This window comes from Streptomyces sp. VNUA24 (assembly GCF_029167005.1).
GTDB lineage: Bacteria > Actinomycetota > Actinomycetes > Streptomycetales > Streptomycetaceae > Streptomyces > Streptomyces scabiei.
On the sequence record NZ_CP119143.1, the window covers coordinates 1895769 to 1915828 of the forward strand.

Consider the following 20060-nt stretch of genomic DNA (forward strand, 5'->3'; position numbering starts at 1 on the left):
GCCTAGGCCCTGTCGTCGCCCCGAGGGGCGGTCCAGCGCGGGTCACGGCCGAGGTGGCGCAGGAGGGCCGCCACGTCGTCGTCGCCCTGCTCGGGGGCCAGGGCGGCGGCGTACGCGCCGTAGGAGCGCAGCGGCTCGACGATCTCCCTGGCGACCTCGAGGAGCGGGCGGGCCGTCTCGGGCGTGAGCGGGGACGGCCGGCCCGTCGCCCGGGCGATGTCCCAGGCGTGGACCGCCGCGTCCAGTCCGCACGCCGCGGAGCCGGACCAGGGGGACAGGTTGTGCGGCGGCACCGGCACGGGCACCTCGGCGGTGTTCCGGTCGACACCCGCCCACGCCTTCGCCGCGCGTGCCAGGGCGTCCTCCAGCAGCACCGCCGGGTCCGCTCCCTCCAGCTCGCCCGACGGGGCGAACGGGTCGAAGTCGGGGCCGGGTTCGCCGGTCAGGGCGGCGGCGAAGCCGATCTGGTCGCCGACGGCGTGCTGGAAGACCTGGGTGACGGTCCAGTCCGCGCACGGCGTCGGCAGCTGCCAGCCGTCGGCGGGGACGGCGCGGACCGCCGCGCGGAGTGCCTCGTGGGAGGCGTCCAGGACGTCCCAGCCGCTGGAGATCGTGCCCTCGCTCATCGCCGAGCCCTCCTTCGTGGTGCGTGCACCCTGCTGACGGTTGTCGTCACGCGTCCACTCTCTCGCGTATGCGGGCGGAGATCACCAGGGCGTCCCGGTTTCCGGGTGTCAGGTGCCCGGGCCCATCCGTCAGGGCCGGGTCGGCCTCACCTTCTTCTCGGTGCCGTTCATCCGCACGGTGACCTTCTTCTTCCGGTCGGGTGCCCGGTCCGCGACGATCTCGTACGACGTGACCTTGCCGTCGCGCCACTCGCAGCGGACCTCGTAACCGCCGCGTGCGCGGAGCCCGGTGAAGGAGCCCTGTGCCTTCCAGTCGTCGGGGAGGGCGGGCAGCAGGTCGATGACACCGTCGTGGCTCTGCAGGAGCATCTCGGCCACGGCACCGGAGATGCCGAAGTTGCCGTCCATCTGGAAGGGCGGGTGGTCGCAGAACAGGTTGGGCAGCGTGTTGTAGGTCAGCAGCCCGCGCAGCATGACCTGGGCACGCTGCCCGTCGCGCAGGCGGGCGAAGAGGGCCGCCCGCCAGGGCCAGGTCCATGAGCGGCGGCTGTCGCCCGACACGGTCGCGGCCGTGAACGGGACGCCGTCCTTCTCCCCGCACCGGGCTTTGAGCGAGACGAGCGCGGCGGCCGCGAAGTCGCGGTCCTTCGGGGTGATCTGGCGGCCCGGATAGACCGCGAAGAGGTGCGAGGTGTGGCGGTGGATGTCGGTGGGGCTGTCGATGTCCTCCTGCCACTCCTGCAGCTGGCCCCACTTGCCGATCTTGTTGGGTGCGAGGCGCGCCTGCAGGTCGGCGACCTTGGCCCGGTAGGCGGGGTCCGCACCCAGGACCGCCTCGCAGTCGAGGTAGTTCTGGAACAGGTCCCAGATGATCTGCTGGTCGTACATGACGCCGTCCTCGCGCGGCCCGTGCTCGGGCGACCAGCCGTCCGGCGCGACGAGGAGTCCGTCCTCGCGCTCCTTGAGATGGTCCTCCCAGAACTCGCAGATCTCCTTGATCATCGGGTGGGCCACGGTGCGCAGGTAACCCATGTCCTGGGTGAACGCCCAGTGTTCGTAGAGATGTTGGGCGTACCAGGCGCTGGCGACGGTGTTCCACTCCCAGGCATTGCCGCCGAAGATGCTCTGGCTGGTACGGGCGGTCCAGCCGCGGGTGCGGGCGCCGAAGGCGTTGCGGGTCGCCACGCGGCTGGGCACCGCCACCTGCTCGATGAAGGCGACGAGCGCCTTGTGGCACTCCGACAGGTTGGTCGTCTCCGCCCCCCAGTAGTTCATCTGGATGTTGATGTTGGTGTGGTAGTCGGATGCCCACGCCGGCTGGTTGCTGTCGTTCCACAGGCCCTGGAGGTTGGCGGGCAGGCCGTCGGGGCGGGAGGAGCTGATGAGCAGGTACCGGCCGTAGTCGAACATGGTCTGTTCGAGCGTCGGGTCCGCCTTGCCCGCCGCGTAGCGGGCCAGCCGGGCGGCGGTCGGCAGGGCCATGACGCCGGCGTCCGAGGTGCCCCAGTCAACCGAGACGCGGTTCATCAGGGCGCGTGTCCGCGAGGTGTGCCGGTCGCGCAGCCGGGCGTAGGGCCGGGCCGCCGCCTTGGCGAGCGTCCGGTCGACGGCCGCCCGCGGATCGCCTCCGCGCCATCCGGCCGCGGCGTCGAGCTTGTAGTCGGTACGGGCGTCGAGGAGCAGCGTCAGTGTGGTGCAGTCGCGGAACCGGAGCGTCGAGCCGTCGGCGCTGAAGTCGCCGTCGGTGTCCACGACCCGGACGGTGCAGGCGTGCTTGAGGCCGTTGCCCATGACGCCGGCGAAGGCGATCCGCCGGGCGTCGGCGTCGACGGAGGTCGGGGCCCGGTCCTGGCCGGACGTCAGCGCGATCGCTCCGGAGAGTCCGCGGGGGCTGTCGGAGGTGTAGCGGAAGACCATGACGTCCGCCGAGCGGACGGCGAACGCCTCGCGCAGGACGCGCCGTCCGGGCGGGCCGAAGCGGGTGACGTGGAGGCCCTTGACGAAGTCGAGGCCGCGCTCGTAGTCGACGACCGTCCGTTGCGCGCGCGTGTCGAAGTCCGGGCCCGTCAGCGCGATCTCCGCGATCTGGAGGCCGGTCGCGGAGGCGCCGGAGGCGAAAGTGAGCCGGTAGACGCGGTAGGCCGTGCCGTTGCCGATCCGGAAGGTCCGCCTCTCCCCGCGGTCGTGGAAGGGCTCCTGGGAGTTCTGCGTGTCGAGGGTCGTCCACGTGTGCCCGTCCTGCGACGCCTCCAGGTGCCACCGCCGGGGGTCCTCCTGGGGCCGGTCGGGTGCCGAGGTGAGGGTGTACGCGGTGACGACGGCGGCACGGGTCAGGTCGGCCTGCCAGACGACGGCCGGTGCGGGGGAGCCGACCCGCCAGACGGTCGCCGGATCACCGTCCACCGAGCGGGAGATGTCCGTGGCACGCGCCCCGGCCCCGGTTCCGGTTGCCGCCCCGGTTCCGGTTCCGGCTCCGGTTCCGGCTCCGGCTCCGGCTCCGGTTCCGGCTCCGGCGGAGTGGCCGCTCGGCGACGACAGGTAGGTCGCGCCGGCACCGCCCAGGTCGACTCCGGCGAGGCCGATCTCGCCCACCTGGAAGTGGCTGACGCCGGCCTTGGGGACGAAGTCGAACCGGTAGAAGCGGTAGGCGGCGCTGTCGTCGCAGGTGAACTCCTTCGTCTGGAAACGGTTCTCGAAGGGCGCGTCCAGGGTGCGGCGGTCCAGCGGGGTCCAGGTGTCGCCGTCGGCGGAACCCGAGAAGGTCCATTCCTGGGGGTCGCGCTGCGGAACGTCGTTGGCGCTGGTCAGCCGGTACGAGGCGACCGCCACGGGGTCGGGCAGCTCGACCTGCCAGCGCACCTTCGCACCGGGCCCGTCGATGCACCACTTGGTGGCCGAGGCACCGTCGTACGTCTTGTCGACGCCCTCCGACGGGGAGCTGTTGTACGGGCCGCCGGGGGCCGTGACCTTGGGACGCGGGCGGGAGGCGAAGGTGACGACGAGGTCACCGAAGGTCCGGTAGGAACCGAAGCCGTTCATGCCGGTGTCGAAGTCGCTGTCCGGTTTGCCGGCGAGGGCGTTGTCGTAGTTGTTGACCCCTCCCCACAGACTCTGCTCGTTGAACTGGACGTGTTCCTCGTCGGGATCGCCGAAGAGCATGGCGCCGAGCCGGCCGTTGCCGATCGGCAGTGCCTGCGACTGCCAGTCCGTGGCGGGGACCCGGTAGGTCAGCGCCTTGCGGGAGAGGGTCGGCCACGGGGCGGGCGCCGAGGCGTCGGCCCCGGCGGCGACGGCTGGGTCCACGGGGATGCCTCCGGTCAGCTGGGTGATCAACGGCGCGAAGGCGAGGGCGCCGCCGAACTTGAGGATGCTCCGTCGCTGCGGTTCGGATTCATTGATCACAGTAAGATCTCCCAGCCCATTCATCGGCTCTTTCGTGCGGAAATACCAGCCACATCGGCCTCCGCCGTGGGCGCGATCATCGTCCCCGGTCGATAGATCGGATGTCTAGAGGAAGGTGGCAGCGAATCCCCGAGGCCGTCCCCGAGCCGTCACGGCGGACGGGACCCGGCCGGGTCGAGACCGGCCCCCTGCCTCCACGGCCGCACACGCGCCCGGGCCCTCGCCGCCGACGGCCCCGACGGAACGTCAACTCGACGGCGGAACACACCAGTTGCACATCACAGCGAGGCGCCGCGCGGTACGGCGGCGGCATGCCGCGATCCTTCCCGCGCACGGAACCGATCCCTCCACCGTTCCGAAGGCGGGGGCGGCCCTCCCCCGCCTTCCCGGGGGCGGCGAAACCTGTCGGTAAAGGCAACTATGCTCCCGCCCATGAACGAGGACGACAGAGGGCCCGAAAGACGAGTCGTCGACGGGCGCTTCGAGTTGGAGACCCGCCTCGGCGGCGGCGGGATGGGGACGGTCTGGCGGGCCAGGGACCTGGTGCTGCACAGGCTCGTGGCCGTCAAGGAGGTCCGCCCGCCCGACCGGGACCTCGCGGAGTACGACCCCGAGGGCGCCCGGCTGCTGCGCGAACGTGTCCTGCGCGAGGCCCGCGCTCTGGCCCGCATCGACCATCCGAACGTCGTCACCATCCACCACATAGTCGACGGCGGTGAGGGCACCTATCCGTGGATCGTGATGGAGATGGTCAGCGGCGGCTCGCTGGCGGACCGGCTGGCCGAGGGCCCGATGGCGCCGACGGAGGCGACCCGGATCGGCCGGCAGGTGCTGGCCGCGCTCACCGCCGCGCACGACGCCGGTATCCAGCACCGGGACGTCAAGCCCGCCAACGTGCTCATGCGCCCCGACGGGCGTCCCGTCCTCACCGACTTCGGTATCGCCGCGATCCGTGAGACGAGCGGTCTGACCGCCACCGGCTCCGTCATCGGCACACCCGACTTCATGGCACCGGAACGCATCTCCGGGCACGAGGGCGGCTCCGCCTCCGACCTGTGGTCCCTGGCGATGATGCTCTACACCGCGGTGGAGGGCCACCACCCGCTGCGCCGGGGCAGCACCCTGGCCACCCTCGCCGCGGTCCTCAACGACGACGTCGCGCCTCCGGTGCGCGCCGGCGCCCTGGGCGACGTCCTGATGAGCGTCCTCGTACGGGATCCGGCCGCACGCCCGTCGGCCGCGGTGTTCGACCAGAGGCTCGCCGAGATCGAGGCCCGGCCGGCTTCCGCCGCGGCCGCCCTGTCCGAGCCCACGTCCTTTCCGCTGACCCCGCCGACGCCCGCCACCGCCCCGGTGTCTCCGTATGCGGGCGGCTTCACCTCGCCGGCCGCGTTCACCCCCTCCGACGCCGCTCCGACGCCCCCGGTCGGGCTCGGCAAGAGCACCGGCGACCCGGCGCGGGCCACGACCGCCGGTTTCGGCCCGCCGCCGTCGCCGTACCAGCCGTCCGCGGGATATCTCCCGCACCAGCGGGTGACCACGACCGTGGGCCCGCCCCCTCCGCGCGGGCGGCGTACCGGCCTCCTGCTGAGCATGACCGGGGTCTCCCTCGCCGGTGCCCTGCTCCTGCTGTGGTGGCTGCTGCCCCACGGGGACGACGGCGACGCGGACGCGAAGGGCTCGCCCACCGGCTCCGCGACCGCGTCGGGCACCAGGTCGACCCCCAAGTCGACCCCCAGGTCGACCTCCTCACCGGCCGACGCCGACCCCACGGCGGAGCGGACGAAGGACACGACGGAGTCCGGCGACATGCTGACTCCGGACGGCATCCGCACCGCGATCAAGGCGTTCAAGGAGGAGACCGGCCGGGACACCTTCGGCGACTTCTCCGTCTACCCGGACTTCGTGTCGGCCCAGCTGATGGTCAAGGGCAGCGACAAGAAGTACGACTCGTACACCTACCGTCCGGGGCAGGGCGTCGAGAAGGGCATCATCAAGGGCGTCTTGTCCGGCGGTGAACAGCCCGTCGACCTCGACGACTTCGACTGGGACAAGGTGCCCGCGCTCCTGAAGGAGGCGGAGAAGAAGCTCAACGTCCCCGACCCGGAGAACCGTTACCTGCTGGTGAAGCAGCCCAACGACATCTTCGACACCCCGGCCGGGATGGCCGTCTACTTCAGCGACGAGTACAGCCAGTCCGGTTACCTGGAGGCCGACCCCAAGGGCAAGGTGACCCGCGTCTACCCCGCGGACAGCTGACCCCGCGCGGCTCCCCGCAGCCACGGCGCCGAAATCGCCTCGCCCGTGATCACCTCGTCGGGTACGGTCGCCGGGTTGTCCTCCGCCGCCGGAGGCCGTGCGACGCGCACGGACGGGCTCCGGTGGCGGTCCCCCGGCCGAGAGAAGGTTTCGTCACATGGCATGTCGTATCAGCGAACTCGTGCTCGGCTGCCGCGAACCCGAGGTGCTGGCACGGTTCTGGTGCGAGGTCCTGGACTACGTGATCCTCGACCGCGAGGACGACGGCACGCTGGAGATCGGGCCGCGCGAGGGATTCGGAGGCCCCCAGCCGACGATCATCCTCAGCTACCGGGAGGAGCCGGAGCCGGGCAAGTCCCGGCTGCACATCGACGTCAACGCCACCGACCGTGACCAGGACGCCGAACTCGAACGGCTGCTGAAGCTCGGTGCGCGCCCGGCCGACATCGGACAGACCGGCGACGAGCAGTGGCACGTGCTGACCGACCCCGAGGGCAATGAGTTCTGCCTGCTCAAGGCGCGCCTCAACCCGCTCTGACACACAGCCGGTCAGGGCCGTCGGCCGGCGCCGCCCGGGGTGAGGGCCGGCCGGGTGTCCGCCTGTTGCAGTTCCGCCAGGAGTTCGCGCTGACCGGCGAGCAGTTCGGTCAGGATGCGGCGGGCCGCGCGCAGCAGGTCGGCCACATCGCCGCCGGCGAGTGCGTAGCTGACGGTGGAGCCCTCGCGGATGGAGATCACGATCCCCGACCGGCGCAGTACCGCCAACTGCTGGGAGAGGCTGGACGGTTCGATGTCGATCTCGTTCAGCAGGTCGCGTACGGCGAGGGGGCCGCCCTGCAGCAGTTCCAGGACCCGGATGCGGACCGGGTGGCCGAGCATGCGGAAGAACTCGGCCTTGGCCTGGTAGAGGGGGACCTGCATGAGATTCGCTCACTCCCTGGCGCGTGACGGGCTCATCCCGGGCGCGGTGGCCCGTGGGCGCCACCGCGTTGTGGGCAGTGCGGAAGACGTGGTGCGGTCCATCCTCGTGGATCCGGCGCCGCACACCCAGGGGATTGACCTGATCTGGATATGCCCAGTTGAAGAAGTCTTCAAGTCATGGGCGTGCGGCGCCGCGCATCACGGAGATGGCTACACGTCGAGTTCCGCCCCGATGCGCCTGAGCTGATGCCGGGCCATCGCCAGGTTCGACTTCCCCCGGTCGAGCACGAGGTAGAGGAACAGCCCGTTGCCGCCACGGCCCTTGAGCGGCTGGATGATGTGGTACTGGCTGCCGAGGGTGATCAGCATGTCCTCGATCGCACCCGTGAGTCCGAGGTGCTCCATCGTGCGGGTCTTGGCGCGGATCACGTCCGTGTTGCCCGCCGCCGCGATCGTCAGGTCGAGGTCCTTGCCTCCCCCCAGCGTGCCCAGCGCCATGCCACTGGTGTAGTCGACCAGCGCGGTCCCTAACGCGCCCTCGATCGACGTCATGATCTCCTTCAGGGAAATCTCCGCATTGCTCATGACAGCGTCTCCTCTGGTCGATGCGCGGCTCGGGCGTCACCCTTCCGCCGCCGGGTGCAAGGACCCTACGAAGCCCTGCCGACCGAGACTCCCGAAGTTCCGCTACTGCACGAGCGAGCCCGAAATTGCCGGATCATCGCATGATTGGCGACCGCCGATGACAGGGAGACGGTTCATCTGTGTCAGGCGGCCCGTGGCGTGCCGCCTGACAGGCACGGCCCGACACCACGCCGAGGCTCCGACGCGCGTACGCGCGTCGGAGCCTCGGCGTGGTCGGACGGGACCGGACCGGGTCGGGTCGGGTCCGCCCGGTTCAGGCCAGACCGAACCGCTCGGCGTGCACCTGCGCGCGGGGAACCTCCAGTCCCCGCAGGGCGGCGAGCACGGCCGAGGTCATCCCGGGCGGGCCGCAGACGTAGGTGTCGCGCTCGGCGATGTCGGGGACCAGGGCCCGCAGGTTCTCCGGCTCGAACGGTGAGCCGCCCTGGTCCCGGCTGCCGGTGAGCAGATGGAGCCGCCCGCCGCGGTCCTCGACGAGCGTGCGCACCTCGGCGACGAGTACGGCGTCGTCCTCGCTGCGCACCCGGTAGAGCACGACGACGTCACCGGCCGCCTCCTCCTCCAGCAGGGCACGCACCGGCGTGATGCCCACGCCGCCGGCTATGAGCAGGGCGCCGGGCCGGGTGCGGTGCAGCGAGGTGAACGCCCCGTACGGTCCCTCGACGAAGGCGCGCGTCCCGATCGGGAGGTGCCGCAGGCCGGCGCTGGTGGTGCCGGACGCCTTCGCGGTCAGGCGCAGCGTACGGCCGTCGGGGGCCGCCGACAGCGAGAAGGGGTTCGCCGTCCACCAGGAGTTGTGTCCGGGGAAGCGCCAGAAGCAGAACTGGCCCGCCCGGGCCGGCAGCCTGTCCAGGTGGCGTCCGGTGACGTGCACCGACACGACCTCGTCCGACTCCGGCACCACGGCCACGACCTCGAACCGGTGGTAGGCGTTGCGCCACACGGGCAGCACGATCCGGCCGACGAGCAGGGAGCCGAACGCGAACAGCCACAGGGCCCACCAGTAGATCTCGGCGGCCGCGGAGGAGGTGAAGGTGGTGGTCTCCTGCAGCTGGTGGACGAAGGCCAGGCCCAGCGCCACGTACAGCAGCAGGTGCAGGGCGTGCCAGGTCTCGTACCGCAGCCGCCGTCGGACCTTGCGGGCGGAGACCGCGGCGATCACGACGACGATCGCCGCGGCCAGCATCCCGAGCAGCGAGGCCGGTACTCCGGCCAGCGCGAAGAAGGTCTTCGTCATCGACGCGTCGTCGAGCGTCGCGTAGCCCAGCACCACCAGGACGGCATGCGTCAGCAGGGTCCACAGCAGGGTGAAGCCGACCCACCGGTGCCACACCGTCAGGCGGTCCATGCCGATACGGCGGTCCAGCCACGGCAGCCGGGCCACGAGCAGCAGTTGGAACAGCATCAGCACGGCCGCGTGCAGACCGAAGAACTTGGCGACCGTGAGCACCCCGTTCTTGCCGGTCCCCGCGGTGAGGAACAGGACCTCGACGATCACCAAGTTGACGATGACGAACGTCCACAGCACCCACCGCGCCGCAACCACAGGGGGTACGGCTGCTCTTGGCACCCCTGAAATCGTCGCCTCCACGGGCTTTCCCTTCTCTGTCCCAGTGATGTACTCGCGCCCGGCCCCCACGAGGCCGCGGGGACCGGGCAATTCCGACCGGATACGGCACCGCTCGGGGGCAAGAATAGGAAATCCGACGCGAACGAGACCCTGTTCGGCCTCAAACATTCTTGCTTTCGATATTCCTTGCCCGGTGGGCTCCCGGACTTTGTCCCACCCGTCGGCCGTTCCGGTGTCCGTCGCCCGGTACGCTGCGTGATTAAGGTCTTAATCACAAGCCGTCACAGGGCTGTTGGAACACGACAGGCGCTGTTGGGGTGCATATGAGAAGCTCGCGTGTCTGGCAGCGCCCCACGCTCGACGCCGTGGCCGCGCACGCCGGGGTGTCCACGGCCACGGTGTCGAACGCGCTCAACGGAACCGGCCGGCTGTCCGAGGCGACCCGGCAGCGCGTGCTCGCCGCGGCGCGCGAACTCGGTTACGCCCCGGTCGGCACGACCCGGACCCTGGCCCGCGGCGGCACGGGCGTACTCGGTCTGACCATGACGGCGTACGGCGATCTGCCCGTCGCGTACACCGAGATCCCGTACTACGCGCAGCTGGCGCTGAGCGCCACCGCCGCGGCGCACGAGCGCGGCTTCCTGCTCATGGTGATGCCGAACTCGCTGTCGCGGTGGATGTGGCTCAACACCCCGGTGGACGGCGTCGTGCACATGGATCCGCGGGCCGACGATCCGGTGCGTGCCCTCCTGCGCGAGCGGGGCGTCCCCCTCGTCTGTGACGGCCGGCCGCCCCAGCCGCACTGGTGCGACGCGTGGGTGGACACCGACCACGACACGGGAATGCGTCTCCTGCTCGACCATCTCACCGAGTCCGGAGCCCGGCGGATCGGGCTCTCCCTGCCGGTCCACGACGCCGAGTACCCGCGCCTGATCGAACGTGCCTACGCGTCCTGGTGCGCCGAGCACGGCCTGCCCCGCCTCGTCGAGGAGTACGCCTCCGTGCCCGACTACTTCCGGGCCGAACGCGAGGCGGTGGGCCGGCTGCTCGACCGCGATCCACGGCCCGACGCCGTCATCGGCGTCTACTCCGACTCCGGTCACAACATCCTCGCGGCCGCGCGGCGGCACGGGCTCCGGGTGCCCCAGGATCTGCTGGTGGCGTGCGTCAGCGAGGACACGGACTACGCGACGACGGACCCGCCCGTCACCACGCTCAGCCTCCGCCCGGACCGCCTGGGCGAGGAGGCGATCGACCTGCTGATCGCTCTCGTCAACGGCCGCGCGGGGGTGGACCGGCGCCGGCTCGTCCAGCCGGTCCTGGTCCCGCGGCGGTCCTCCGGTCCCGCTACTGCCCGTCGGCGGCGACGTCCCAATGCTCGATGATCTTCCCGTCGACCACGCGGAAGAGGTCCGCGACGGTGTAGTCGACGCTGAAGACCCACACCAGGTCCCCGTCGGCGAGGGTGTTGCCGAACCGGGTCCGGCCGCCCGCGCCGGGTGAGGCGCTCGCGCCGGGCTCGTCGTTCGAGGAGGGGGCGTCCTCGGTGGCCTGGCGCATCAGCCGCTTCAGCGGGCCCGTGCCGTTCGGGATCATCGGGTTGTGCTGGTAGTACCGCGGGTCCCACTTCCTGTCGATCACGGTCACGTCGCCGTCGGACAGCTCACGGTACGCGGTGACCGCGAACTTCCGGTTCCTCTCCTCCTGTGCCTCGGACAGCGACGGGGTCCCCTTCGGGTACCGGTACACGTCATCGAACAGGGAGTTCCCACTGGCCGTCTTCGGCGGCACGGTCTGGGTGATGCCCCAGTGTTCGACGAGCCTGCCGCGGGCGACCCGGTACAGGTCCGCCCTGGCCACCCCGGTGGCCTCGTCCGCCGGGGTGGCCGACGCCTGCCAGTGGACGGCCACCAGATCGCCGTCGGCGGCCACGTGCTTGACGGTGGCCACCGCCCCGGGAATCCTCGCCCTCAGCTTCTCGAACTGCTCGATCTGTCCCTCGGCTCCCCCGGACACCGACTTCTCGTGCTGGACGAAGCCGGTGGCGACGAGTTCGGTCACCACGTCGCTGTTCTTCTTGTCGAACGCCTCCGCGTACAGACGCAGCACGAGCGCCTTGTTCCGCTCCTCGGCCGCCGAGGAGCGGGCCGCCGAGGACGGTGCGGACGCGGAGGACGGGGCGGACGCGGAGGACGAGGTGGAGGCGGAGGACCGCGTGGTGCCGGACGTGCCGGCGCAGGCGGTCGCGAAGCAGGCCACGGCGGCGAGCCAGGGCAGGGTCTTGCGGTGTCTCACGTGCTCTCCTGTGGACGGTCGACGTCGGCCGACGGGATGCAGCGACGCTCACGGAGCGTCTCTGGCCCCATCCCACCGCGCCGGTGTCCCGCGTTCACTCCGCCGACCGGCGGGACACACCCCGCCGACAGGCCGGGCCCCGGTCCTCCGAAAGACGCACCTGCCGCGCCCGTCGGGCGGGGCAGGTGCGCGCGGGCCGGTCAGAACGGGCAGGTGTCCATCCAGCGTGTGACCAGGGCGGTGTTGTTCTTGTCCGCTTCCCGCGCGGGTCCGCACAGGAACGGGCCGAAGCGGGTGTCGGAACGCAGCCAGAGACTGAGGAACGACACGATCCACTTGCCCTGCCTGGCCTTGTCGCCGTACCCCGTCATCGGACACAGATGGTCGCCCGGCACCTCGACGTAGAGCTTCTCGGCGCGGGACATGGAGGTGTACCAGGGCACCGCGTAGGTGTTGCCGTGGGCCACCGGATCGCTCTGGCAGGTCAGGAAGAACGTGGGGTCGGTGACCTGGGAGAAGTTCATGTTCGGGTAGTACGGGGCCGTGGGCACGCCCGCCCGGAAGCGCGCGTCGTCCCGCAGGGCCGCCATGACACCGCCGCCGCCCATCGAGTGCCCGACCGCCCCGAGCGTGCCGTCGAGCTTCCCGGACAGCGGGTTGCCCGGGGTGTCGCCGAGCGCGAGCAACTGGGTGCCGGCCGCCGAGATCTGACGGCCGCGCGAGGCGGGGTCGTCGAGCAGGGTGGTGGTCCCGACGTTCAGCACCACGAAACCCCAGGAGGCGAGGCGGGGTGCGAGCCACCGCAGGTTCTCCTGGGTGCCCTGGTAGCCCGGCATCAGGACGACGCCCGGGTACGGGCCACCGCTCGTGGGGTAGGTGACCGTGCCGGAGCCGTACCCGCTGGGGCTGGGGACGGTGTAGGCGGCGGTGGGCAGCGGTCCGGCGGCGGCTTCCAGGGAGGCCGTCGTCGGGTCCGGGATCGTGCCGTCCGGCGGGGTGGCGCCCCCGGATCCGTACACCTGGAACTCCCACAGCGAGTAGCCGTAGAGGGTCCCCCGCTGCGTGCCGTGCAGGCGGACGTATCGTCCCGTGGCGTTCACGTCGAGGGTCTGCACGCCCCCGGCACCCGTCGTGGTCGAGTGGACGGTGGTCCAGGCGGTGCCGTCGTCGGAGATCTGGATCCGGAACGTGCGGGCGTAGGCGGCCTCCCAGCGCAGGACGACCCGGCTGACGGTGGCGATGGCGCCCAGGTCGACCCGCAGCCACTGCGGATCGCCGAACGCGCTCGACCAGCGTGTGCCGGTGTCGCCGTCCACCGCCGCCGACGCGGGAGTGGACTCCTTCTCGGTGGACGAGGCGGTCGCGGGTCTGCCCTGGGACAGCAGGTCGGCCGCGGCCGCCGGCGGGGCGGCGACCGTCAGCAGGGCCAGTGCCAGGCCGAGGGTGGTCGCGAGGGCGATCAGTGACGTCATGGCGCGGGATCGGGACCGCGACGGGGCGGCCGGGTGGGGTGAACGGCTGTAGGGACGCATTGCTTTACCTCCGGATAGCGGTGAGCGCGGTAACCGGACAGCGAGGTGCGCCCGCGCGGTGGGAACGGCGCGAGTTCGCCGGATTGTGAACTTCCGCGGCACGGAAGGAAAGAGAAAAGGGGGGTGAGCGGACGCGAACGGCTTGAAGATTGCCCGACGAGCGGCGTGTGCGCGCCGTCGCCGCGCCCGGGCCGTCGCCGCGCCGGGCTCAGGCGTCGGCATCGGCATCGGCATCGGCATCGGCATCGGGGGAAGCCGAGCGAGTCAGCGAGCACGAGGGTGTCCCGCGACACGGCCGGCCGTGCTCGTTCGTGCAGTTCGTCGAGGCGGTCCGGCGGCCGGCGAAGGACTTCCACGTGGTCGTGACAGCGACGTCCGAGGGACACCAGCCGACTGGATCGGTCGACTCAGTCGTATGATGGGGAACATGGCTCATGTGTCCGCGGCGGAGCGCCGCCCCCAGTTGATCAAGGCCGCCATCGACCTCATGACGAGGGAGGGCGTCGCCGCCGGGAGCACCCGTGCCATCGCCGCCGAGCTGGGCGTGGCGCAGGCGACGGTGCACTACACCTTCGGCACCAAGGAGGATCTGTACCGCGCCGTCATGGAGCAGCTCACCCACGACCTGATCACCCAGGTCCAGGCGGCCGCCCCGTCGGACGGCGGCTTCGAGGAGAGTGTCGCCTCCCTCGCCGCCGCGCTGTGGAGGACCCTGCGCGAACAGCCGACCGCTCATCAGCTGCTCACCGAGCTGTCGATGTTCGCCCTGCGCACACCCCGGCTGCAGGAGGCTCTCCAGGCCCACTACGGCGAGGTGACGGCGTCGACGACGAAGCTGGTGACGGAGGCGGCCGAACGCACCGGTCACCGGCTGGCCCAGCCCGCGGAGAACCTGGCCCGGTTCTTCCTCGCCGGCTTCGACGGACTGTCCGTCCAGCACCTCTCCCTGCCCGACGAGGAGGCAGAACGCGTCGGTCTCCAGGCCCTGGTCTCGGCCGTGGTGGCCCTCGCGGGCGGCCGGCTGGAGCTGGTGACGGTCCCCGTGCTCTGACGGCCACGGAAACGGTCGCCCTCCCCCTCCTGCGGTGGGGACGGCGACCGTTTCCGTGGACGCGGGCGTATCAGGGTGCGGGCATCGGGGCGGACCGGCCCTCGCCGTGTGCCGCGGCGCCGTCCACCGTCATCCGCAGCAGGGGCAGCGAGGCGACGAACGTACCGGCGCCGAGGACGACGCCCAGCACCTCCGCCCCCGCGCCGTCGAGGAGGGCGCCGACGGCCAGCGGTCCGACACCCGTGCCGAGCGCGCCCGCGCCGCTGAGCGAGGCCACCAGCCGTCCGCTCGCGTCGATGAGGGAGGCCGCGGCCAGCATCTGGACCAGGACGGCCAGTTGGCAGGTCTGCCACAGGACCGCCGCGACGACGAAGAGCACGGGGTCGTGCGTGATGATCAGGGCCGTCATCGACACGGCCTGAAGGGCGACGAAGAACGCCATCGACCGCATGCGTCCGAAGCGCCGGGCGGCGAGAGGGCCCACGACGGCGCCGACGAGCGCCACCACACTGGCCGCCGCGAGGACCGCCGACACGATGGAGTGGGACATGCCGGTGTGCTCGCGGCCCAGGACGGAGGTGTACGACCACGCCCCCTGGGTGACGGCCCACAGCAGCGCGGTTCCGGCGAGCAGCACGGCCGACGGCCTCGCCGGAGCGGGTTCGGCGCCCCCGAGCGACGGGCCGTCCGGCGCTCCGGGGCCGTCGGGCAGTCCGCGCACCAGCGGCCAGGCGAGCAGGCAGCCCAGTGCCATCAGCAGGAAGCCGGTGCCCCCGCCCACGTCGTGGTTGGCGGCGGCGACCCCCATCAGCAGTAGTGCCGTCGCGCAGACCGTGCCGGAGACGGCGACCGCCGAGGTCCGGTCGGCGTCGTCGGTGGCGGCGAGGGCGGCGGTGGCCGCGGCGTAGACCGCGCCGAGCCCGGCACCGATCACGAGGTTGGCCAGGATCAGCAGGACGGGGTCGGAGGCGGCCGTCGCGCCGAGGAAGCCCGTCCCGGAGACGGCGAGCCCGAGGCGGGCCATCCGCACCCGCCCGGGTCGGGCGGCGCGTCCGGCGAGCAGCAGGGTGACGAGCGCGGTCGCCGTCAGCTGGGCCGCCGCGACGAGTCCGGCGCCGGAGTCCGACAGCGCGAAGCGCGAGGCGAAGTCGTCGACGAAGACGGGCATCACGTTCGCTCCGCCGTTGCCCAGGGTCACTCCGGCGACGAGCGCCACCGCGACGCCGAGGGTGAGGGCGGAGCCGCCCCGCGCGGTCACCGTCCGCTCCGGTGCGGGTGGCGGGACGGGGCGGTCGGTCCTCGGCGGAGTGCCGAGCGGGCGACAGGCATGGGAACCTCACGAGTTCGGGGCGGGAGTCAGGGGTTTTCGAGGTGCGGGGCCTCGGACGAGGGGAACGTCCGAGGCCCCGCCGGAGGGCGGGCGCGGCGCGGGGCCGGCGCCGCTCCGCCGTGGTCGGTCAGCCGGCCCAGACGTCCTCGACGTAGTGGCCGGACTCGGTCAGGGCGTCCAGCCATGCGGCGGCCTCGGCGTCGTCGGCGCCGGTGTTCTCGCGGTAGAGGGCCCTGAACGCCTCGCGCACCGCCGGGGCCATACGGCGGCCGTCGCCGCAGACGTGGACGCGTCCGCCCGCCTCCAGCGCCGCCCAGACCTCGTCGCTCTCCTTCGTGATCCGGTCCTGCACGAAGCGGACGCCGTCCTCGGGGGCGCAGGAGAAGGTGGGCCGCATGCTGACGGCGCCCGCGGCCTCGGCGGCCTCGAACTCGGCGCGGTGCAGGTAGTCGACGTCCGGGTGGTCGCAGCCGAAGTAGCACAGCAGTGTCCCGGTGGAGCCCGCGTGCCGGCGGTCGAGGACGGCACCGCGGAAGGGTGCGAGTCCCGTGCCCGCGCTGACCAGGATCACGGGGGCGGAGGTGTCGTCGGGCAGGCGGAACGCCTCGCTGCACGGCAGGACCCTCGCCTGCAGGGTGTCCCCCGGCCGCACGGTCTGCAGGAAGTGCGAGCCGATGCCGTGGAACATGCCCTCGCCGGCCCGGTGGGGGGCGGCGAGGAGCGACACCATCAGATCGACCTCGCCGGGTGCCGCCAGGGCGGACGAGGAGATGGAGTAGGGGCGGGGGCGCAGGACGGGGAGCAGTTCGAGGAAGCGCTCGAACGGCAGCTCGCAGGCGCGATGACGCTCCAGCAGGTCCAGGACGCTGCGTCCGGCGGCGGTCACCTGCTCGCGGAAGGTCTCGGGGTCGGCCGCGGCGAGTTCCGTCAGGGGGCGCTTCTCCGGCGGGCAGGCGGTGTGCTCGGCGAGCACGGCGATCTGCTCCCGCGTGGCGGGGTCCTGGAGTTCCACGAAATCGGTGAGGAGACGGCGGACGGTGAGCGGGCGGTCGACGGGGAGGGTGTTGCGGCCGCGCCGGCGGGCGCGCAGCCGGACGGTGCGGTCCGGGTCGAGGCCGAACCGGTCGGTGACCCGCTGGACGAGGTGGTCGGGGTTGCGCGGGAGGACGGCCAGGTGGTCGCCGGTGCGGTAGGTGACCCCCTCGGGCAGTCGCAGCCTGAGGAAGCGCTTGGAGCGGCCGAGACCGTGGGACATGTCGACCAGTTCGCGGGTGTCGAGGACCTCCATGGGCTGGACGCCGTGCCGTGCCGCGAGGCCGCCGATGACCGAGTCGGTGGTGTCCTCCAGTACGTAGAGACCGTCCTCCGCCTCCGTGTCCGGCCGCGCTGGCGCCCCGTCCTGTGCGGTTCCGTGGTGGTCGAGCAGGGTGGTCCACAGGTCGCCGGTCCAGCGGTCCACCGTGCCGGCGAAGTCGCCGGAGGCGTCCGCGGCGCCGCGCTCCAGCAGTGCGGTGGCGCCGGCCGCTTTCAGCCGCTCGTCGATGAGGGTCGGAACCCGCTGGTAGGTGGCGGCCCAGTTGCGGTCGCCGACGCCGAGGACGGCGTACCGGAGCCCGTCGAGGGAGCCGGGTGCCAGGCCGTCGAGCCACTCCATGAACCGCGTGGCGTCGTCGGTGGGCCTGCCGTTGTACGAGGCGGCCACGATCACCACCGGCCCGTCGCCGGCGGTGAGGGTGCCCGCGGCGCTGTCCAGGGCGGCGACGGTGGGGGCGAAGCCGTGCTGTTCGCCGTCCTCGGCGAGTTCACGCGCGATGCCCGCGCAGGTGCCCAGGTTGGAGCCGTGCAGCAGGGTCAGCGTGGTTCCGGCCGCCCTGCGGGCCGCGGGCGGGGCCTCCCCGGCCGGGGCCCGGTCCGAGGTGACGGGCGGCAGCCGTCGCTCCCCGCCGGTGCGCCGGGCCAGGCGCAGGGTGAACGCGTCGGGCTTGATCGTGAGCGACTGCTTGATCTTCAGCTGGTAGTCGCTGTGGTCGATCAGGCGGTAACGGTGGATCACCAGCGCGAGGACGAGCGTGGCCTCGTGCAGCGCGAACTGGCGGCCGATGCAGGCGCGTTCGCCGCTGCCGAAGGGTTTGAACAGGTGGACCGGCCGCTCCTGCTCCCGCTCGGGCAGGAAGCGGTCGGGGTCGAACAGCTCGACGTTCTCGCCCCAGGCGGGGTCCCGGTGCAGCTGCGGGATGAGCACCTGGATCGTCTCGCCCTCGCGCACGGCGTACCTGCCGCCGATGACGGTGTCCTCCAGGGGTTCCACGGCGTAGGCGGGAGCCGTCGGCCAGAGCCGCAGGCCCTCGTTGAGCACCTGCCTGATGTACGTCAGCTTCCCGATGTCCCCGTACTCGGGGTCGGGGGTGTCCGTGTCGCCCCACAGGGCGTCCACCTCGGCCTGGGCCCGGGCGAGGACCTCGGGGTGCTTGGTGAGGTAGTACAGGGCGAACGACAGGGCCCCGCTGGTGGTCTCGTGCCCGGCGATGAGGAACGTGATCGCCTGGTGCCGGATGTTGACGTCGTCCAGCGGTTCGCCGGTGACCTGGTCGCGGGTGTGCAGCATGCGCCCGAGGAGGTCGTCGGTGCGGGTGTCGCCGGAGGCCCTGCGCTCCCGGATCACGTCGTCGACGAGGTCCCGCATCACGGCGACGTCGGTCCGGAACTGTTCGGCCTGCTTCCACTTGAACAGGTCCAGGCCGGGGACGGACTCGCCCTTGGCCTGGGCGAAGCCGAGTGCGCGGGACATCGCGGTGACGAAGGGATGCGGTTCCGGGCGGCCGAACGACTCGAAGTCGTGCCCGAAGCCGCACAGTCCGATCGTGTCGAAGGTCAGCCGGGTCATGTCCTCGGCGACGTCGACGGGCTCGGTCCCGGCCGCCCCGTCCCACTTCCCGATCAGCTCACGCGCCACCTTGAGCATCGTGGCGTGGTAGCCGCGCATCGCGCCGAGGGAGAAGGCCGGCATGAGGACGTCGTGCGCCTTGCGCCAGTTGGGCTCGTCGTTGAACGCCGTGAACAGACCGTCGCCGGTGATCTCCCGCACCAGCAAGAGGTCCGCGTGCACGTTCTTGCGGAAGCGGCTCTCGTCCGCCAGCTCGGTGACGAGGTCGAGGCCGGAGGCGATGTTGATCTCGTTGCCGAAGACCCGCAGCTTGAACAGCGGACCGAGTTCCCTGGCCTCCTTCATCACGTGGAGCAGGCCGTCGGCACCACCGGGTATGTCGAACGCGTGGCCGACCAGAGGGAGGGCGGGACGCTCGGGGATCGGTTCGGTTCCGCGGTCGGTCGCGTAGGTCATGGGCTTGCCTTTCATCCGCACTGGCTGTCGCCGGGCACCACCATACGACCGACATTGTCGAGTGACAATGTCGATCGATTGTGTTGGGTGACACAGTCGGATGCCGGAACCGGGGCGGGAGCCGGAACGTCCTGGGGACGAGCAGGGGGTGCGGCCGCCGTAGGGTGACCGGCACGGACAGCCGGTGAGGTTCCGGCGCGGAGCGAGGGCCGGTGACGTTCCGGCTCGGAGCGAGGGAGACCATGGCACGCGTCACCGACCGCACGGTTCTGATCGTCGGCGCCTCGTCGGGCATCGGCGCGGAGGTGGCACGGCAGCTCGCCACCGACGGCAACCGCCTCGTCCTCACCGCACGACGCGCCCCCGAACTGGCCCGCGTCGCCCAGGAGGTGCGGGCGGCGGGCAGCGCCTGCCTGGACCTCGTCGCCGACGCCCTCGACCCGTCGGCCGCGGCCGAGGTGGTGGCGGCCGGCGCCGCGGAGTTCGGGACGATCGACGTGGCGCTGCTCAACGCGGGCCAGGGCCCGGACATGGCGATGGACCGGGTGAGCGTGGCGGACGTCGCCCGGATCATGGCGCTGAACTACGACACGGTGGTCAACTACCTCGTCCCGCTGATCGACCGGATGGGCTCCCAGGCGGACGGCGGCCTGATCGCCCACACCAACTCCCTCGCCGGGCTGATGGGCATACCCCGTCAGGGCCCGTACTCGGCGGCGAAGGCCGCCGCGCGCACGCTGATCGACGCGGCCCGCGTCGAACTGGCGCCCCGCGGCATCCGGTTCACCTCGATCCACCCGGGGTTCGTCGCCACGGAGCGCATCAGCGGCGACGGGCTGCCGAAGCCCTTCCAGATCAGCCAGGAGCGCGCGGCCCGGTACGTCGTCCGCGCCCTGGAGCGCGAACCGGCCCAGGCGTACTTCCCGTGGCCGACGGCCGCGCTGGTCCGCACCCTGCGGACCCTCCCCGCGCCCGTCTCCGCCGCGGTGCTGCGGCGGCTGGCCTCCGGCTGACCCGCAGGACCGGGACAGGACCGGGGCAGGTCCGGGACAGGACCGGGGCGGGCCGTCCGCCGCCCGGCCGCGCCGC

The 20060-nt window shown here is 71.9% G+C and carries 14 protein-coding genes; 5 read left to right on the plus strand and 9 right to left on the minus strand.

The window, feature by feature from the left end; all coding sequences use genetic code 11:
- Nucleotides 1-2: 2 nt before the first annotated feature.
- Nucleotides 3-626 (minus strand): TIGR03086 family metal-binding protein, encoded by a 624-nt coding sequence (locus tag PYR72_RS07905; protein WP_275454607.1) that lies wholly within the window; start codon nucleotides 624-626, stop codon nucleotides 3-5.
- 129 nt (nucleotides 627-755) lie between these two features.
- Entirely contained in the window at nucleotides 756-4028 is a 3273-nt protein-coding gene (locus PYR72_RS07910; RefSeq protein ID WP_275454608.1) for a glycoside hydrolase N-terminal domain-containing protein, read from the minus strand.
- Nucleotides 4029-4460: 432 nt separating this feature from the next.
- Between PYR72_RS07910 and PYR72_RS07915 the strand changes: the two genes are divergently transcribed.
- Both PYR72_RS07915 and PYR72_RS07920 read left to right on the plus strand, forming a co-directional pair.
- Nucleotides 4461-6287, plus strand: a complete 1827-nt coding sequence (locus PYR72_RS07915) for a serine/threonine protein kinase (RefSeq protein ID WP_275454609.1) — start codon at nucleotides 4461-4463, stop codon at nucleotides 6285-6287.
- A 157-nt stretch (nucleotides 6288-6444) separates the two neighbouring features.
- The gene (locus PYR72_RS07920) at nucleotides 6445-6825 is read left to right on the plus strand and encodes a VOC family protein (protein ID WP_275454610.1); all 381 of its coding nucleotides are present in this window, start codon (nucleotides 6445-6447) and stop codon (nucleotides 6823-6825) included.
- Nucleotides 6826-6836: 11 nt separating this feature from the next.
- Here PYR72_RS07920 and PYR72_RS07925 read toward each other — a convergent pair whose 3' ends face one another.
- The 3 genes from PYR72_RS07925 to PYR72_RS07935 form a co-directional block, all read right to left on the minus strand.
- Nucleotides 6837-7208, minus strand: a complete 372-nt coding sequence (locus PYR72_RS07925; protein WP_012998512.1) for a metalloregulator ArsR/SmtB family transcription factor — start codon at nucleotides 7206-7208, stop codon at nucleotides 6837-6839.
- Between the two features lie 210 nt (nucleotides 7209-7418).
- Nucleotides 7419-7793 (minus strand): hypothetical protein, encoded by a 375-nt coding sequence (locus tag PYR72_RS07930; protein WP_012998513.1) that lies wholly within the window; start codon nucleotides 7791-7793, stop codon nucleotides 7419-7421.
- Nucleotides 7794-8106: 313 nt separating this feature from the next.
- Nucleotides 8107-9423, minus strand: coding sequence for a ferredoxin reductase family protein (locus tag PYR72_RS07935; protein ID WP_275454611.1), 1317 nt, complete (start codon nucleotides 9421-9423; stop codon nucleotides 8107-8109).
- Nucleotides 9424-9746: 323 nt separating this feature from the next.
- Here PYR72_RS07935 and PYR72_RS07940 point away from each other — a divergent pair, with 323 nt between their 5' ends.
- Complete coding sequence (locus PYR72_RS07940) at nucleotides 9747-10808, plus strand: LacI family DNA-binding transcriptional regulator (protein ID WP_275454612.1); 1062 nt, start codon at nucleotides 9747-9749, stop codon at nucleotides 10806-10808.
- Here PYR72_RS07940 and PYR72_RS07945 read toward each other — a convergent pair.
- Nucleotides 10771-11718, minus strand: coding sequence for an ester cyclase (locus PYR72_RS07945; RefSeq protein WP_275454613.1), 948 nt, complete (start codon nucleotides 11716-11718; stop codon nucleotides 10771-10773). The two genes, PYR72_RS07940 and PYR72_RS07945, sit on opposite strands and share 38 nt — an antisense overlap.
- 200 nt (nucleotides 11719-11918) lie before the next feature.
- The gene (locus PYR72_RS42935; RefSeq protein ID WP_343245519.1) at nucleotides 11919-13190 is read right to left on the minus strand and encodes a discoidin domain-containing protein; all 1272 of its coding nucleotides are present in this window, start codon (nucleotides 13188-13190) and stop codon (nucleotides 11919-11921) included.
- Between the two features lie 487 nt (nucleotides 13191-13677).
- On the opposite strand from PYR72_RS42935, the gene PYR72_RS07955 reads away from it, so the two are divergent.
- The gene (locus tag PYR72_RS07955; RefSeq protein WP_275454614.1) at nucleotides 13678-14301 is read left to right on the plus strand and encodes a TetR/AcrR family transcriptional regulator; all 624 of its coding nucleotides are present in this window, start codon (nucleotides 13678-13680) and stop codon (nucleotides 14299-14301) included.
- 70 nt (nucleotides 14302-14371) lie between these two features.
- Here the strand turns inward: PYR72_RS07955 and PYR72_RS07960 are convergent, their stop codons facing one another.
- Nucleotides 14372-15559 carry an MFS transporter gene (locus PYR72_RS07960; RefSeq protein ID WP_275454615.1) on the minus strand — a complete coding sequence of 396 codons (1188 nt, stop codon included), beginning with the start codon at nucleotides 15557-15559 and terminating at the stop codon, nucleotides 14372-14374.
- Between the two features lie 199 nt (nucleotides 15560-15758).
- On the minus strand, nucleotides 15759-18971 hold the full coding sequence (locus tag PYR72_RS07965) for a cytochrome P450 (RefSeq protein WP_275454616.1): 3213 nt from the start codon (nucleotides 18969-18971) through the stop codon (nucleotides 15759-15761).
- Between the two features lie 242 nt (nucleotides 18972-19213).
- Between PYR72_RS07965 and PYR72_RS07970 the strand changes: the two genes are divergently transcribed.
- Nucleotides 19214-19984, plus strand: coding sequence for an SDR family NAD(P)-dependent oxidoreductase (locus tag PYR72_RS07970; protein WP_275454617.1), 771 nt, complete (start codon nucleotides 19214-19216; stop codon nucleotides 19982-19984).
- Nucleotides 19985-20060: the final 76 nt, after the last annotated feature.

Coding starts and splice junctions, on each gene's coding strand:
- PYR72_RS07905 (WP_275454607.1), bottom strand. CDS start 626: ATGAGCGAGGGCACGATCTCCAGCGGCTGGGACGTCCTGGACGCCTCC.
- PYR72_RS07915 (WP_275454609.1), top strand. CDS start 4,461: ATGAACGAGGACGACAGAGGGCCCGAAAGACGAGTCGTCGACGGGCGC.
- PYR72_RS07920 (WP_275454610.1), top strand. CDS start 6,445: ATGGCATGTCGTATCAGCGAACTCGTGCTCGGCTGCCGCGAACCCGAG.
- PYR72_RS07925 (WP_012998512.1), bottom strand. CDS start 7,208: ATGCAGGTCCCCCTCTACCAGGCCAAGGCCGAGTTCTTCCGCATGCTC.
- PYR72_RS07930 (WP_012998513.1), bottom strand. CDS start 7,793: ATGAGCAATGCGGAGATTTCCCTGAAGGAGATCATGACGTCGATCGAG.
- PYR72_RS07940 (WP_275454612.1), top strand. CDS start 9,747: ATGAGAAGCTCGCGTGTCTGGCAGCGCCCCACGCTCGACGCCGTGGCC.
- PYR72_RS42935 (WP_343245519.1), bottom strand. CDS start 13,190: ATGACGTCACTGATCGCCCTCGCGACCACCCTCGGCCTGGCACTGGCC.
- PYR72_RS07955 (WP_275454614.1), top strand. CDS start 13,678: ATGGCTCATGTGTCCGCGGCGGAGCGCCGCCCCCAGTTGATCAAGGCC.
- PYR72_RS07965 (WP_275454616.1), bottom strand. CDS start 18,971: ATGACCTACGCGACCGACCGCGGAACCGAACCGATCCCCGAGCGTCCC.
- PYR72_RS07970 (WP_275454617.1), top strand. CDS start 19,214: ATGGCACGCGTCACCGACCGCACGGTTCTGATCGTCGGCGCCTCGTCG.